The following is a 1,249-nucleotide window of genomic DNA, read 5'->3' on the forward strand; positions in this document are numbered from 1 at the left end:
CACCTGCTCCCCCCCCCCCCCCCCTCGGCGCGTGTCACATCACCGCGCGCTTACGCCGGGGCAGCGCGCGGCGCTAGCGTCACGGTCATGTTCGCTGCCTACGCCGCCCGAATCGACCGCGACCGGCCCCTGAACGGCCTCGAACTCGGGGAGCGCCCCGAGCCGCAGGCCCGGCCCGGCTGGAGCACCGTCACCGTCAAGGCCGCCTCCCTGAACCACCACGACCTCTGGTCGCTGCGCGGGGTGGGACTCGGCGAGGAGAGCCTGCCGATGATCCTCGGCTGCGACGCCGCCGGGATCGACGAGCAGGGGAACGAGGTCGTCGTCTACCCCGTCGTGGGCCTCAGCGGGCACGGGGTCGGCCCCGACGAGCCGCGGAGCATCCTCACCGAGAGGTACCAGGGCACCTTCGCCGAGAAGGTCTCCGTGCCCACCTGGAACCTGCTGCCCAAGCCGAAAAAGCTCTCCTTCGAGGAGGCTGCCTGCCTGCCCACCGCCTGGCTGACCGCCTACCGGATGCTCTTCACCAACGCGGGCGTGCGCCCCGGTGACACCGTCCTGGTCCAGGGCGCCGGCGGCGGTGTCGCCACGGCCGCGATCGTGCTGGCCAAGGCCGCGGGCCTGCGGGTCTTCGCCACCAGCCGCGACGAGGCCAAACGCAAGCGCGCCGAGGACCTCGGCGCCGACGCCGCCTTCGAGCCGGGCGCCCGGCTGCCGCAGCGCGTGGACGCGGTCATCGAGACCGTCGGCGCCGCGACCTGGTCGCACTCCGTCAAGTCGCTGCGCCCGGGCGGGACGCTGGTGATCTCCGGCGCCACCTCGGGTCCCCACCCGAAGGCCGCCGAGCTGAACCGGATCTTCTTCCTGGAGCTCAAGGTCGTCGGCTCGACCATGGGGACCAAGGACGAGCTGGCGGATCTGCTGAGCTTCTGCGCGCTGACCGGGGTGCGCCCGGTCGTCGACACGGTGCTGCCGTTGGACCGGGCCCGCGAGGGCTTCGAGAAGATGGCGGGCGGCGACCTGTTCGGGAAGGTGGTCCTGACCGTCTGACGTGTCGGCCTCACGGTCCGGGGCCGATGTAGGCGGCCCCGGACCTCAGCTTGATCTTTAAGTGTGCTGCTCGGCTGTGTCACGTCGAAGTCTGTCCGCTTTTTGCTGTTTCTTGCCGACTGGGTGGCGGGGTGCGGGGGTGGAGGTGCGGCCTTTGGGGCGGCCGGGGCCGGGACGGGAGGCTTTCGGCGCGCTGGCT

The 1,249-nt window shown here is 72.0% G+C and carries 1 protein-coding gene; it reads left to right on the top strand.

Translation table 11 applies throughout. The features are described from left to right. The first annotated feature begins 87 nt into the window (after nucleotides 1-87). Nucleotides 88-1,050, top strand: a complete 963-nt coding sequence (locus ACRWND_RS30800; RefSeq protein WP_431955262.1) for a zinc-binding dehydrogenase — start codon at nucleotides 88-90, stop codon at nucleotides 1,048-1,050. The last annotated feature ends 199 nt before the right edge of the window (nucleotides 1,051-1,249 follow it).

Source organism: Actinacidiphila sp. bgisy167 (genome assembly GCF_965342175.1).
Lineage (GTDB): Bacteria > Actinomycetota > Actinomycetes > Streptomycetales > Streptomycetaceae > Actinacidiphila.

Excerpts from the sequence above, each read along its gene's own strand:
- ACRWND_RS30800 (WP_431955262.1), top strand. The coding sequence starts at position 88 with ATGTTCGCTGCCTACGCCGCCCGAATCGACCGCGACCGGCCCCTGAAC.